Genomic DNA, 12,773 nt, shown 5'->3' with positions numbered 1-12,773 from the left:
TATCTATAAAATTTCTAAAACCATAGAAAACCTTATTAAATCTGCTAAAGAAGAAGCATCTAATTTGGTGTAAATATTTTTTCTATGGGTAATTACTGTATGTTTAGATATAAATAATTGTTCACCAATTTGTTTGCTATTATAACCCTTTGTAACTAATTTTAAAATAGTTTTTTCTTGTTTTGTTAAACTTTGAAATTGTTGCCAAAACAAAAAGCAATTTTTATTATCTGGTATAATACTATGAAATAGCTTAGAAAGAGAATTTGTCTGGTCTGGAAACAATGTTGTATTCAAAGTTATTTCATCATCAATTAAAGATTTATTTGTAAAATAGTGTGTCATTTTATTATTTAAAGAGACACATTGTAAATAATTACAAATAGCACTAAGATCATTTGTTTTTTGAAAAACCTGTGCTTTTTTCTTAGCTTTTTCCAATAAAAAAGGTTCAGAAATACAGGATAAATATTTACCTCCAAACTCAAATAAATTTTCTATTTCTTTACCATAACTAAAAAACAAATCACTAAAATAAATATAATCTAAACTTTCTTTTTTATTGATATAAATAGGGCTCGGAAGATAATCTACCAATTGATAAAATTGAACCTTGTTTTCTAAGTATAAATTCCTTAAACGAAAAGTAAAGTGCTGGTTTTGAGTAAAGAACTCTTTTTCGGTATATTTTTTCATTTAAAAGACTTTTTCAGTAATAGTTTGCAACGTTTTTAAAAACTCTTGTGGCTTTTCTAAACTTGGGTAATGCCCACAATTTTTAAAAGGGATTATAGTGCAATTATCTTTACAAACATTTTTAACATTTACTAAATAATTAGAGTTTACTGACGGATCTTCTTCACCAACAATAATAAATTTTGGAATTTTTAATTTAGTAAAAATTTCAAATTCGTTAGATAATTTACCTCCTAAAATATCTTCTGCAATACATTTTCTAACTAAAGGATTTGTTTTCTTAAAATCTACAATAATATTAGTTGAATGTTCATTATCAAAGACAGCTATTTCTGCAGCAGTTTCAATTTCTTGAGAAGATGGAATCTCGGTCAAAAAAGTTTGCAATGCTTCTACTGGTAAAAAAGCTTCTTCAAAATTAATTGGTTTTTTAACAGGTGGCGTTCCAAAAATGACTAATCCTTTTAAGTTTGTAATAGATTGAGCAATTTCGATAGCTAAATGTCCACCTAAAGAATTTCCCACCAATATTATTTCATCATTTATATTATTTATTAATTCAATTAATTGATCTTTATAAAATTGAACTGAAAAATCTGTATGATATTTATATTCTCTAATGCTTTTTCCATGCCCAGGTAAATCAATAGCAATTTTAGTTTGTAGTATTTCATCTGCTTCTATTATTTGTTCAAAAACAGCACTTGAAGATGAATTTCCGTGAATAAAAATTATTGTCCCCTTAACCTTTCCTTTTTGTATTATTTTTTTCATAGCTACCTTAAAAGAACGAAATAATATTATATCCCACAAAAATATGTTCTAAAAACTAAGTATATAGATACAAACAAAACTATTTTTGTGATTTAAATAAATATTCTTTACTATTTTTGCGATATGAATAATAATTATTCTTTAGAAAACTTACCTAAAATTGCTTTAGAAATTATTTCATCCTCAGAAAACAAAATCTTATTGTTTTACGGACAAATGGGTGTTGGAAAAACCACTTTAATTAAAGAAATTTGCAAACAATTAGGTGTTTTAGATACCATTTCCTCTCCTACTTTTTCTTTGGTAAATGAATATCAAACAAAAACAAATGAAAAAGTGTATCATTTTGATTTTTATCGAATTGAGGATGAAGAAGAGGCTTTAGATATGGGAATTGATGATTATTTTTACAATAATGAATGGTGTTTGATTGAATGGCCAGAAAATATCGAAAATTTATTACCTTTAGATGCTGTCAAAATTGAATTGACGATGTTAGAAAACGGACAGCGTAACATTCAACTATAAACTACCAAAACATGAGTTCATTTTCTCCTTTCAGTAAAGAAGAGTTAATTCCGCAAGAAGAAAAACTAGAAGTTAAAAGGCAAAAAGGAGAGTTGTTTATTGGCTTACCCAAAGAAACTTATTTAGGTGAAAAACGAGTTTGCTTAACTCCCGATGCTGTTTCAGCATTATGTGCTCATGGACATAGAATTGTTATTGAAAATGGTGCTGGAGATAATGCCAATTATTCTGACAGCGAATATTCAGAAGCTGGTGCAAAAATTTCTTATGATGTAGAAGAGGCCTTTAAGTGTAATATTGTGTTAAAAGTAGCACCTCCTACTGAAAATGAAATAGAATACATGAATCCTCAAACGATTCTTATCTCTTCATTGCAACTCAAAACCCAGAACAAACAATACTTTGAAAGTTTAGCGAAAAAACGAATTACTGCTGTTGCTTTTGATTATATAAAAGATTCGCACAACACCTATCCTATTGTAAAATCATTAAGTGAAATTGCAGGAACAGCTTCAGTTTTAATTGCTGCTGAATTGATGAGTGGCATTAACAAAGGAAATGGATTGTTATTAGGTAATATTGGAGGTGTTCCTCCATCGAGCGTGGTGATTTTTGGAGCAGGAACAGTTGGTGAATATGCAGCTAGAACTGCTTTGGGTTTAGGAGCTAGAGTAAAAGTCTTTGACAACTCGATTACAAAACTTCGTAAATTACAACATTCTTTGCCTTCTCCTATTTACACGTCAACATTACAACCCAAATCCGTTGCAAAAGCATTAATGCGTTGTGACGTAGCTATTGGAGCTATTAGAGGGAAAAATAGATCTCCTATATGTGGAACAGAAGAAATGGTAGAAACCATGAAGGAAGGTGCTGTAATTATAGATGTGAGCATTGATAGAGGTGGTTGTTTTGAAACATCAAATGTAACCACACATAAAACTCCAACCTTTATAAAACATGGTGTTGTACATTATTGTGTACCTAATATTCCTGCACGTTACGCTAGAACTGCATCATTATCTATAAGTAATATTTTTACTCCGTATTTGTTAGACATTGCTGATGAAGGAGGTTTTGAAAATGCAGCTCGTTTTGATAAAAGTTTACGAAACGGAATGTATTTTTATCACGGAATTTTAACCAACAAAACTGTTGCAAATTGGTTTGAATTGCCTTTTAGAGATATTAATTTATTAATCTTGTAAAGATTATTTATTAAAGATTGATAAAGAACTATTTTAAGAAATAGTTCAATTACTTTTTTTAAAATTGTAAATTTGCACTTCAAAATTTCACAATGTTAATCAAACGAATTGGGTATTATTTAGTAGGCTTATCTATAGGGTCTGTAGCTGTTTATTTTTTCTGGCAAAAGAAAGAAGCTTCTTTTGATTATGGTATGGATGCTAGAACTTTAAAAACCATTAGAATTCGTGAGCGTTTGTATTCTGAAGAGGCTAAAAAATCTATGAGAGAATACCATATAGACACACTTAAAATCTCCACAATTTTATATACTGGTGATGTTGATTTTGGCAAAGGAAAACCAAGACAGAAACCTTGTGCAGAATATTATGTTACCGGAAAAAAAGAATTAGAAAACGTAAGTCTTTACATTAAGCGTTGTGATTCCACATCGACTATAGAAAAAGTGATTGTTGAGTAAACTTAATATCATTATTCTTACTCATTATTAACAAGTTAGCAATTTTTATATTTATCATTTAAACCTACTTTGTTTAAAATCATAGGTGTTATTTTCTCAAGTCTAATTTGTTTGGTAGTTGCTCTTTTTGCTGATAAAATATACTCACAAAACTCTCTTTGCTTAGAAGTAGTAAACTCATTAAAAAAAGCTTCTAATTTTTCATTTTCTAAAAAAGCTACTTTTAATTCTTCAGGAATTACAATTGGTTTTGTATTTCTTTTGGGTTTGATCTCTTTACCTGCCTTAGAATTCTCTATTGCTTCTAAAATATATTCTTTTATCAAATTTATGTCAATTTCTTTTAAAGAATAAAAACGCCATTGTAGCATCGCTTTGGTTTTTCCTTCTTGTGCATTTATAAAGACTTTTTGTTTGTCTTCTAATAAAGCACCTTGAAAAAACCATAACCCACAATAATTTTTGAAAGCTGCTAAACCCACAATATTCTTTCCTTCAAAAACATAAGTTGGAGCTCCCCATTTTATGGTTTCTTCTACAGGTAAATCAGAAAAAACTGAACGCAATAATTCTAGTTCAGCCCTCCAATTTCCTTTTTTTAAAATATATTCATCAACTTTTGAACTCATTGTTAGAGTTTTAAATTATTGTAATAATGTTCTTCAATTTTAGTCACATTTTTAATTGTTTTCTTTACCCAATCAAAATACAAAATTTCTTTTTCTTCTTCTGATAATTGCCATTGTATTGAAGAATTCCTGAGTTTTGTAGTCACATCTTGTAAAATAATTGCGGCAGCTACAGAAATATTTAGACTCTCTGTAAAACCTACCATTGGTATTTTCAAAAATCCATCTGCTTGTTGAATAACAGTTTCAGAAACGCCCTCTGCTTCTACCCCAAATACAAATGCAGATTTCTTACTGATGTCAAAATCTTGCAATAAACAAGAATCATTATGTGGAGTTGTTGCAATAATTTGATATCCCTTGTTTCTCAAATTATCTAAACAAATTTGGGTATTATTTCCATCTGATTTATAACGTGTAGAAGTAATCCATTTTTGTGAACCTTTGGCAACGTGCCTAGAAACTTTATTTATGTATTTATTTTCAATTGCATGAATATCTTGCACTCCAAATATATCGCAAGTTCTAACCACAGCACTTGCATTATGAGGCTGAAAAATATCTTCTAAAACCACACTAAAATGCCTTGTTCTTTGGTCTAACACCTTTTTAAAAGTATCTTTTCTTTTTTGGGTAAGATACCCTTCAAAATAGGCTAAAAGTTTTTTATCAATCATAAATACAAACTTATGATTTAATTCTTATTTTTAACATTCTTGATCTCTTTTTACAAGAATACTAAACTTTAATTTATGAAAAAACTCGTTATATTAACTGGTGCAGGAATTTCAGCAGAAAGTGGGATTAAAACCTTTAGAGATGCTGATGGTTTGTGGGAAGGACATGATGTGATGGAGGTTGCTTCTCCTCAAGGTTTTTCTGCAAACCCAGAATTGGTTTTTGATTTTTACAATCAACGTAGAAAACAATTGTTAGAAGTTTCTCCCAACAAAGCACATTATAATTTGGTAGAATTAGAAAAGTATTTTGATGTAGAAATCATCACTCAAAATGTGGATGATTTACATGAACGTGCTGCAAGTACAAATGTTACTCATTTACACGGAGAATTATTAAAAGTAAGAAGTACTGTTGATGAAAATTTGGTTTTAGACTGGAAAAAAGATTTAAACTTAGGTGATCTTTGTTCTAAAGGAAATCAATTAAGACCACATATTGTTTGGTTTGGAGAAATGGTTCCTATGCTTGATAAAGCTATCGAAATTACTGCTAAAGCAGATATTTTAGTAATTATAGGAACTTCTATGCAAGTCTATCCTGCTGCAAGTTTGGTAAACTTTATCAAACCAAATACACCTATTTATTTTATAGATCCAAAGCCTTCTGTTTCTAAAAATGATTTTAATAACTTAACCATTATTAATGATGTTGCCAGTTCTGGAACAAATACTTTATTGGAATTATTGAGTCATTCAGAAGAATAATGACGAAGTAATCCGCTTTTTTTTAAGATTGCTTCATTTCATTCTCAATGACCAGAAGTGAATAGCAATGATTATTCAGAAATTAACTGATTGAAATATTCGTAGATTTCTCCTTTAGAAATAGTACTTCCTTTTTCAATCAAATCAAAAATTTCTGTATTTCGTTCTGAATTGTATGACTTAGAACCTCTAAAGATCTCCACAGAATTGTCCATAGGATTTTTCATTAACCATTCAAAACCTTCCTGCTCTAATAAATTGATATCCCAATCTACTTTTACCACAATTCTATGTATTTCAGTTTCATCGCATTTAAAAAAATTTGCAGAAGTCTTAGAGAAATGCTCTACATAATTTGTTCTATTAAGAACATCATCCCAAACTACATCAGAAAAAACGTTCATTTCTTCTTCAGCTACATGTGGTTTCTCTTTTTTTAATTGATTCCATTCATTTACATCAATACTTTGACTTGCTAAAAAACGAGCAAATTCATGATGCAAACTTTCAAATTGTTCTTTGGTGAGTTGTCTGTATTTCATTTATTGATTGTTAGCTGATAGTCTATATTTATAAAAAACTGAAACAAGTTCAGTTTAAAAAAAAAGCTCGTTATTTCTAACGAGCTTTATATATGTTTTTAAGTAAAATTTACTCAGCAACTACATCAAAGGTAATATCTACTACTACAGCTCTGTGTAATCTTATAGATGCTTCATAAGTACCTAATCTTTTTACAGAACCTCCAACAACTTTAATAAATTTCTTGTCGATTTCTGTACCTGCTTTTGCTAATGCAGCAGCTAAATCTATATTGTTTACAGAACCAAATAATTTGTCTCCTGAACCAGTTTTAGCTGAAATTTTGATTTCATATCCTTTAATTGATTCAGCTATTTTGTTAGCGTCTTCAATTAATTTAGCTTCTTTATAAGCTCTTTGCTTTAAGTTCTCTTCTAATACTTTTTTAGCAGAAGAAGTAGCTAAAATTGCTTGTCCTGTAGGGATTAAAAAGTTTCTACCATATCCGTTTTTCACAGATACAACATCGTCTTTAAAACCTAAATTTTCTACGTCTTGTTTTAATATCAATTCCATGGTCTACCTCTTTATTATTTTAACATATCTCCAACGTAAGGCATTAACGCTAAATGACGCGCTCTTTTAATTGCTTGCGCAACTTTACGTTGATATTTTAATGATGTCCCTGTTAAACGTCTTGGTAAAATTTTACCTTGTTCGTTTACTAAATACATTAAGAAGTCTGCATCTTTATAATCGATATACTTGATACCTTTCTTCTTAAATCTACAGTATTTCGCTTCTTTTTTAGTTTCTATATCTAATGGCGTTAAGTATCTAACGTCAGCAGATTTACCACCTTTTGCTTGTTGTTCTATAGATGCCATTTCTTAGTTTTTTGCAGTTTTACGTTCTCTTCTTTTTTCAGCCCAAGCTGCAGCATGTTTGTCTAATTTAACAGTTAAATAACGCATAACGCTATCATCTCTCCTAAATTCTAACTCGAAAGAAGAAATCTCTTCTCCAGCTACTTTGTACTCAAGTAAGTGATAAAAACCACTTTTTTTCTTTTGAATTGGATACGCTAATTTTTTTAAGCCCCAATCCTCTTTAGAAATCATTTCGGCACCTTTAGAAACCAAATAGTCATTAAACTTTTGTACTGTTTCCTTTATCTGAGTATCAGATAAAACGGGATTCAAAATGAAAACAGTTTCGTAATGATTCATAATTAAATATTTATAATTTATTTTTAAGGCTGCAAATATACAAACTTTTAAATTATCTTATTTAAATTTACAAAACTATTTTTCAGCAATTTAATCTTGTTAAAATTACAAATCGAAAGCTTCGTTAATTTCTTCATAAACAACATCTCCTTTCACAATATTTAAGCCTTTGTGTAAAGTTTCATCAGAAGCACAAGCTTTTTCCCAACCTAGTTTTGCTAATTTTAAAATATAAGGCAAAGTTACATTAGTTAACGCCATCGTAGATGTGTATGGAACAGCACCTGGCATGTTGGCAACGCAATAATGTACAACATCATCTATGATATAGGTTGGATCTTCGTGTGTTGTTGCTTTTGTGGTTTCAAAACAACCACCTTGATCTACAGCAACATCAACAATTACTGTACCTGGATGCATCTCTTTTAACATGTCTCTAGTGATTAATTTTGGAGCTTTTCCTCCTTTAACCAATACTCCTCCAACAATTAAATCATGAGTTTTGATGTGTTTTCTAATACTATATTCACTCGAAAACTCTGTAACTACATGATTTGGTAAAACATCGTTTACATAACGCAAACGCTTCATATTGATATCCATAATGGTAACATGAGCACCTAAACCTGCAGCCATTTTTGCTGCTTGTACACCAACAACTCCAGCACCTAATATTAATACTTTTCCTGGTTTAACTCCTGGAACACCTCCTAATAAAATTCCTTTTCCTTTAATTGGCTTTTCTAAGTATTTTGCTCCTTGTTGTATAGACATTCTTCCTGCCACTTCAGACATTGGAGTTAATAAAGGTAAAGTACCATCAGCATCTTCTACAGTTTCGTAGGCAATACAAATGGCTTTGCTTTTTATCATTGCCTTTGTTAATGCTTCACTAGACGCAAAATGAAAATAGGTAAATACAATCTGGTTTTCTTGTATTAAAGGATATTCTTCTGCTATAGGTTCTTTTACTTTTACAATCATATCACTTTGATTGTAAACATCTTTAATTGTAGGTAAAATAGTTGCCCCTACTTCTAAATAATCATTGTCAAAAAAACCACTTCCTTCACCAGCAGTGGATTGTACATAAACAGTGTGTTTGTTTTTTGTGAGTTCAAAAACACCAGCAGGAGTCATACCTACTCTACTTTCATTGTTTTTAATTTCTTTGGGAATTCCAATTTTCATATTGCCTAAATTGAGTATTTAAGCACGTAAATGTAAAACCTTTTTGTTTAAAATTCAACAAAAAGGTTTTTACTTGTTATTTTTATTAATTATGTAAATTATTAACTATTTTGCTATAGTATTCTTCTTTTAAATATGATTCTGTATTAACTTCTAAAATTTGTTAATCTAAATCTAATCTAAGTCCCATAGAAATGTTTCTAATTTGTGTGTTTTTAAATAGTGGGTTCAAATCATATTTTACATAAAAGCTTGTAGATCTATATCCCAAATACGCACTAAGTCCATAATTAACAGTATTCATATTGAAATTATCAAACTGTACTTCTTCTACACTAGTTCCACTTCCATTTTCATATTCAAGGTATTGTCTTGTACCTAGTTTTACACCAACAAATCCTCCTATTCCAAAACGAACTGATTCATTGGTTCTATCTCTTACAAAACCACTATTAGAAGTTTTATTTTTTGAGAAATCCCATTCTAAATGTATAGGAAAATTCATTTGAACATGACGTAATCTACTTTCTGACAATTGATTTGCAAAAGGTTGAATTTCTGTCATATTACCATTTTTAATATGGGTTCTGTTGCCTTCTAAACGTAAGTTATTCCAAAGGAAAGAAACTCCGTATTTAAAATAGAAATTTGATGGTTTTCTGCTAAACCTAGTTTTCCAGGTCCATCCTAATTCGTAAAAACGAGATCGCCATAATTGATACTTAGAATCGTTTAATGAATTTAAATCGTCATTATTTAAAACATTATTAATACCCATTGCAAAGACAAATTGAGTTGTTGTACTTCTTTGTCTTTTATTTTTCACACTCCATCTTTTCTTTCTTCTTTCTTCATTGTAATTTCTATTATCATCAGAAATATTTAATCGAAAAGTTTTATTACCAATGGTAAATGTATTATCGTCTTCAAAAACCTCCTTTTCTTCTGAACTTGCTATTTTTCCATTGGTTTTATCTTGTACCAATAATTGTAGCATACGCTCTTGTTCTCCTACCAATTTTTCGATTCTTCTTGCATGATATGCAGCCACTTCTTTTTTTAATGTATCTGCTGTTGACTTTGTGATTTCACCTTTTTCTAGACGTTTATCAATAGTCAATACTTTGATTTTTAGAGAATCTTTTTGAGTTTTTGTTATTTTCTCAATTCTTTTTGAAATTTTAAGAACCTCTTTTTCAAATGTTCTTTCTTGTGACAAGGCAACAGTTGTGCTGAACAACACTAATATTAGTATTATTTTTTTCATTTTTTTATAAATTTAAATGTTATTTAATCGTTTCTACTTGCTATAACAGTAGCTATATTTGAAATTTTGTTTTTTAAGGTTTTCATAAAATTGTTTTGAAAATCTTCTTCGCCAATATTTCTTTCTACTTCTGCAAGAATTGTATTTGGGTTGATTTTTATATTCGATTTTTGGAGCTCACTTTTAATCGTATTTAAAACATCATCCCTAGTAAGATTGTGTTTTGCATAATATTCTTTCACCTCTGTTGATGAATGAGTTACAGCATACAATAAATCATCACTATTAATTTTAATTCTACTATTTGGATCTCTTTTTAGTATTGATATTTTAGATTCCTTTATTTCAGCAGGAATCGCACTTTTAATATTTTCTTTTTCAACTTTTGCAACTACTTGTTCTTCTTTAAAAGATGGAGTAATTTTGTTTTTTTTAGGGGTTGCTATTTTTTTTGTTATAACATCACTCTTTTTTGTTGTTGTCTTCTCTTCTATCTTATCAGTTTTTACAATGGCTTCTTCTACAGGAATTTCATTCACCAACTTATCAATATTACGATCAATTTCTATTTTATCTATTGGTGATTTTACTACTTTCTGATTTGGTTTAATTTCTTCTTGATTATTAGAAAGTAATTGAATTCCTATAGAAACCAATAACAAAATACTTGCTGCTATACTGATATAAAAAAACCAGCCTTTTCTTTTCTGAGCAGGTTGTTCATCTAATTGAACAGACAAACGTTCCCAAGCTGAATTAGAAGGCATAAAAGTTCTCTCTTGTAACTTTTCTCTAATATTTTTATCCATTTTATTTGTCTCCATGAATTGTTTTATTCATTTTGTTATAATTCTCTTGCAATAATTTACGAGCTTTAAATAATTGCGATTTTGACGTACTTTCAGAAATTTCGAGTTTTGCTGCTATTTCTGAATGTTTGTAACCTTCTATGGCGAATAAATTAAAAACCATTTTGTAACCTTCTGGTAATTGATCTATCAGTTTTTGAATGTCTTCCACAGAAGTATTTTCTAAACTTTCTGTAGCTGCATCATTAAAAACATAATCTTCATCAGATAAATCAACCACATTCTTTTTACGTAGGTAAGAGATACAAGTATTCACCATAATTCTGCGAATCCAACCTTCAAAACTACCTTCGTGTTTGAATTTATGTAAGTTTGTAAAAACCTTTAAAAAGCCTTGCAACATTAAATCTTCTGCATGATGCAAATCTTTTACATATTGCCTACAAACCCCCATCATTTTAGGAGAATGTTGCTCAAACAACTGCTGTTGTGCATCTCTGTTGTTATCTATCGCTCTTTTTATGAGTGATTTTTGATTATGCAAAGTGATAATTTTCAAGCCTCTTTATTTGGTTTTTATTGCCTTACAAATATATAGACTACATGAGTTTAAAAAAGGTTGCTTTTGTATTAAAAAAAATAAAAAACTTAATAAACATAAAATTTTATATTATTACATTTGAAAAGAATTATCTATCAAATTATGAAAAAGACGCCATTATTTACATTTTTACTAGTCTGTACTTTAAACCTTTTTTCTCAAACTTCTTTTGAAAAAGGATATTTTATAAACAATTCTGGAGAAAAAATAGAGTGTTTAATAAAAAACTTAGATTTACTTAATAATCCAAAAAGCTTTGTCTATAAACTAACTAAAGATAGTTCAGAAAATATTGCAACAATAAGCAATGTTAAAGAATTTGAAATTTATAAAATTTCTAAATACGAGAGACATACTGTTAAAATTGATAGATCTAGTGAAAATTCTAATGAGCTTAGTTTAACAAGAAAAGTTAAATTTACTGATGAACAATTATTTTTAAAAGTATTGCTAAAAGGGAAAGCAAGTCTTTATAAATATTCTGAACCAGGTCTACTTCGTTTTTTTTATGAAATAGACGATATAAAACAACTTGTTTTTAAAAGTTTTTTATCTTCAGATAGATTTACCATCAAAAAAAACGAAAGATACAAGCAACAAATACTTGACAATTTAAAATGTAGCGATATTAAAGAAAATCGCATAAAAAAATTAGAGTATAAAAGTAGCAAACTAGTTAAATTATTTGAAGATTATAATAATTGTGAAAATGCCAATTTTGTGAACTACATTAAGGAAAATACTAAAAAGTACAAGGCACAATTTAATTTAAGTTTAAATGCAAATGTTAATTTGTTAGGTTTTTCAATTTCAGAACTTGGGTTTAGTGCAAGTTTTAATAACAAATTAGCGCTTAGTTTAGGAGTTGAAGCAGAGTATGTATTGGGTTTTAATAACAATAAGTGGGCTATTGTAATAAATCCAAACTACCTTTCCTACTCATCTATGTATGATGATTTAACTGATAGGATAACCAAGGCTGATAACTCTGCCACAATTAATTACAGTACTATAGATGTACCAATTGGTATTAGACACTACATATATTTAAACGATAAATCTAAATTTTTTGTAAATACTTTTTTAGTTTCAAATTTTACAATGAAATCAGAAATTAGATCAATTGGCACTAACGTAAATAAACCATTAAATTATGATATAGAAACTGATATGAATTATGCTTTTGGAGTAGGTTACAAATATAACAACAAGTTTAGTATTGAATTAAGAACATACACTGCTAGAGATCTTTTAAATCAGTTTGCTTCTAAAGAAAGTAGTTTTAATTCTACTTCGGTAATTTTAGGTTATACTATTTTTTAAAATTTCATTTCTTAAAGTATTTTTTTATCAAAAATTAAAGTAATATTAATTAACATTTTTAGCCTAAATTTTTATTTTGATATAATTTGT

General features: G+C 28.9%; 17 protein-coding genes. 5 read left to right on the top strand and 12 right to left on the bottom strand.

Annotation, left to right across the window (positions count from 1 at the left end):
• Positions 1–3: 3 nt before the first annotated feature.
• Together FP421_RS15170 and FP421_RS03160 are read right to left on the bottom strand one after the other, a co-directional pair.
• Positions 4–696, bottom strand: a complete 693-nt coding sequence (locus tag FP421_RS15170; protein WP_159947527.1) for a helix-turn-helix transcriptional regulator — start codon at positions 694–696, stop codon at positions 4–6.
• The gene (locus FP421_RS03160; RefSeq protein ID WP_159947526.1) at positions 697–1,470 is read right to left on the bottom strand and encodes an alpha/beta fold hydrolase; all 774 of its coding nucleotides are present in this window, start codon (positions 1,468–1,470) and stop codon (positions 697–699) included.
• A 123-nt stretch (positions 1,471–1,593) separates the two neighbouring features.
• Between FP421_RS03160 and tsaE the strand changes: the two genes are divergently transcribed.
• The 3 genes from tsaE (at position 1,594) to FP421_RS03145 (ending at position 3,667) form a co-directional block, all read left to right on the top strand.
• The gene (gene tsaE / locus FP421_RS03155) at positions 1,594–1,998 is read left to right on the top strand and encodes a tRNA (adenosine(37)-N6)-threonylcarbamoyltransferase complex ATPase subunit type 1 TsaE (protein ID WP_159947525.1); all 405 of its coding nucleotides are present in this window, start codon (positions 1,594–1,596) and stop codon (positions 1,996–1,998) included.
• Positions 1,999–2,009: 11 nt separating this feature from the next.
• A complete protein-coding gene (locus tag FP421_RS03150) occupies positions 2,010–3,206 on the top strand; it encodes an alanine dehydrogenase (protein WP_159947524.1) in 1,197 nt (398 codons plus the stop codon).
• A gap of 92 nt (positions 3,207–3,298) precedes the next feature.
• Positions 3,299–3,667, top strand: coding sequence for a DUF4258 domain-containing protein (locus FP421_RS03145; RefSeq protein ID WP_159947523.1), 369 nt, complete (start codon positions 3,299–3,301; stop codon positions 3,665–3,667).
• A 35-nt stretch (positions 3,668–3,702) separates the two neighbouring features.
• On the opposite strand, the gene FP421_RS03140 is transcribed toward FP421_RS03145, so the two are convergent.
• Together FP421_RS03140 and FP421_RS03135 are read right to left on the bottom strand one after the other, a co-directional pair.
• Positions 3,703–4,296, bottom strand: a complete 594-nt coding sequence (locus FP421_RS03140) for a YdeI/OmpD-associated family protein (RefSeq protein WP_159947522.1) — start codon at positions 4,294–4,296, stop codon at positions 3,703–3,705.
• A 2-nt stretch (positions 4,297–4,298) separates the two neighbouring features.
• Positions 4,299–4,973, bottom strand: a complete 675-nt coding sequence (locus tag FP421_RS03135; RefSeq protein ID WP_159947521.1) for a TrmH family RNA methyltransferase — start codon at positions 4,971–4,973, stop codon at positions 4,299–4,301.
• 75 nt (positions 4,974–5,048) lie between these two features.
• Here FP421_RS03135 and FP421_RS03130 point away from each other — a divergent pair, with 75 nt between their 5' ends.
• Entirely contained in the window at positions 5,049–5,741 is a 693-nt protein-coding gene (locus FP421_RS03130) for an SIR2 family NAD-dependent protein deacylase (RefSeq protein ID WP_159947520.1), read from the top strand.
• Between the two features lie 71 nt (positions 5,742–5,812).
• Here FP421_RS03130 and FP421_RS03125 read toward each other — a convergent pair whose 3' ends face one another.
• From FP421_RS03125 to FP421_RS03090, 8 genes are all read right to left on the bottom strand, one after another.
• Entirely contained in the window at positions 5,813–6,283 is a 471-nt protein-coding gene (locus FP421_RS03125) for a DUF6495 family protein (RefSeq protein WP_159947519.1), read from the bottom strand.
• Positions 6,284–6,392: 109 nt separating this feature from the next.
• Positions 6,393–6,839, bottom strand: coding sequence for a 50S ribosomal protein L9 (rplI, locus tag FP421_RS03120; protein ID WP_159947517.1), 447 nt, complete (start codon positions 6,837–6,839; stop codon positions 6,393–6,395).
• A gap of 14 nt (positions 6,840–6,853) precedes the next feature.
• Complete coding sequence (gene rpsR / locus FP421_RS03115) at positions 6,854–7,150, bottom strand: 30S ribosomal protein S18 (RefSeq protein ID WP_015480245.1); 297 nt, start codon at positions 7,148–7,150, stop codon at positions 6,854–6,856.
• 3 nt (positions 7,151–7,153) lie between these two features.
• The gene (gene rpsF / locus FP421_RS03110; RefSeq protein WP_159947515.1) at positions 7,154–7,492 is read right to left on the bottom strand and encodes a 30S ribosomal protein S6; all 339 of its coding nucleotides are present in this window, start codon (positions 7,490–7,492) and stop codon (positions 7,154–7,156) included.
• A 105-nt stretch (positions 7,493–7,597) separates the two neighbouring features.
• Positions 7,598–8,683, bottom strand: coding sequence for an alanine dehydrogenase (gene ald / locus FP421_RS03105; protein WP_159947513.1), 1,086 nt, complete (start codon positions 8,681–8,683; stop codon positions 7,598–7,600).
• A gap of 163 nt (positions 8,684–8,846) precedes the next feature.
• Positions 8,847–9,950: a hypothetical protein gene (locus FP421_RS03100; RefSeq protein ID WP_159947511.1), complete on the bottom strand. Its 1,104-nt coding sequence runs from the start codon at positions 9,948–9,950 to the stop codon at positions 8,847–8,849.
• Positions 9,951–9,973: 23 nt separating this feature from the next.
• Complete coding sequence (locus FP421_RS03095) at positions 9,974–10,774, bottom strand: hypothetical protein (protein ID WP_159947509.1); 801 nt, start codon at positions 10,772–10,774, stop codon at positions 9,974–9,976.
• A complete protein-coding gene (locus FP421_RS03090; protein ID WP_159947507.1) occupies positions 10,761–11,318 on the bottom strand; it encodes an RNA polymerase sigma factor in 558 nt (185 codons plus the stop codon). Before FP421_RS03090 ends, FP421_RS03095 begins: the two co-directional genes overlap by 14 nt.
• A 144-nt stretch (positions 11,319–11,462) precedes the next feature.
• On the opposite strand from FP421_RS03090, the gene FP421_RS03085 reads away from it, so the two are divergent.
• A complete protein-coding gene (locus tag FP421_RS03085; protein WP_159947505.1) occupies positions 11,463–12,683 on the top strand; it encodes a porin family protein in 1,221 nt (406 codons plus the stop codon).
• Positions 12,684–12,773 lie beyond the last annotated feature (90 nt).

Origin of the sequence: Polaribacter septentrionalilitoris (assembly GCF_009832745.1) — a bacterium.
Lineage (GTDB): Bacteria > Bacteroidota > Bacteroidia > Flavobacteriales > Flavobacteriaceae > Polaribacter > Polaribacter septentrionalilitoris.
This window is presented reverse-complemented; position numbering and strand designations above follow the sequence as displayed.